1 protein-coding gene is annotated in these 1,525 nt (G+C 34.6%); it reads left to right on the top strand.

Annotated features, from left to right (window positions below; translation table 11 throughout):
• Positions 1-271 precede the first annotated feature (271 nt).
• A protein-coding gene (locus ACVOMB_RS21005) for an IS4-like element ISAba1 family transposase (RefSeq protein ID WP_088631513.1) occupies positions 272-1,362 on the top strand; the annotation gives its coding sequence in 2 pieces (ribosomal slippage) (positions 272-812 and positions 812-1,362; 1,092 coding nt in all).
• Positions 1,363-1,525 lie beyond the last annotated feature (163 nt).

Raw genomic sequence — 1,525 nt, forward strand, 5'->3', positions numbered from 1 at the left:
TACTAAAACCTGATGAAAGAATGAATTGCTGTATTGTATAAATTTTTTAGCTTGAACTAAACTCAAGTAGCCGAATTTTCACCAGCCATTTCAGACAGTTTTCAGGTTTTAGTACTATTCTAAAATTTAAGTGCCTATTTAATACTTGATTCTTTTGCTCAGGAAATCAAAAAAATAATCCTTTTTTTTGTAAAAATATTCTCTGTACACGACAAAAATAGATAACTCATTGAAATAATGTCATAATAATTGTTTTCTAACGACGAATACTATGACACATCTCAATGAGTTATATCTTATCTTAAACAAATATCTAAAATGGAACAAGTCACATTTAAAGTGCTTTGCGCTCATCATGCTTGTGATTATTTTAAAGCAAACATGTAATCTTTCTTCTGCATCTAAAGCCTTGCCCATCAAGTGCTTACCACAATCATTTTATCGACGTATGCAGCGCTTCTTTGCAGGTCAGTATTTTGATTATCGTCAAATTTCTCAGTTGATTTTCAATATGTTTTCATTCGACCAAGTGCAACTGACTTTAGATAGAACCAATTGGAAATGGGGAAAACGAAATATTAATATCCTGATGCTCGCAATCGTTTATCGTGGAATAGCGATACCTATCCTTTGGACATTGCTTAATAAACGTGGAAATTCAGATACGAAAGAGCGCATTGCTTTGATTCAACGCTTTATAGCCATTTTTGGTAAAGACCGTATTGTGAATGTGTTCGCAGACAGAGAGTTTATCGGTGAGCAGTGGTTTACATGGTTAATTGAACAAGACATCAACTTCTGCATTCGTGTTAAAAAAACTTCATTGTCACCAATCATTTAGGAAAGAATCATAAAATTAGTGATTTATTTCGCCATCTTAAAGTTGGTCAAATTGAATGTCGTAAACGACGGATTTTGGTTGGTCGGGTGAAACTATATATAAGTGCACTACAGTTAGAAAATGGAGAGCTTTTACTCGTCGTTTCTCCTCAGTTTAATGCCAATGCTATTCAGGATTATGCATTACGCTGGGAAATTGAAACCTTATTCAGTTGTCTCAAAGGACGCGGGTTTAATCTTGAAAATACGCGCTTGACAGACCCTAGACGAGTGAAAAAATTGATTGCGGTGTTAGCTATAAGCTTCTGTTGGTGTTACTTAACGGGTGAATGGCAACATGATCAAAAAAAAGTGATAAAAATAAAGAAGCATGGACGACTCTCAATGAGTTTATTTCGCTATGGTTTAGACTATGTTCAAATGGCGATTCAGCGTTTAATTGGTTTTGGGAAAAAAGAAGAGTTTAAGGAAATTTTGGCAATTTTAAGAAGGCAGAACCCTGATAGGATAAGGGTTCTGTGAAATTTGTCGTGTACAGAGGAAAAATGTACTGTTTTATCTATAGATAGTATGCCGTTAGGCTGGAATACAATAGTAAAAGAAGATTGGGTTGACGATTTAAGTGGCGCTACGGTATGGAAGCAATTTGAGTGTATCCATTGCAAATCTATTCATAATATTAAGT

It is taken from the genome of Stenotrophomonas sp. STEN018 (assembly GCF_056760235.1).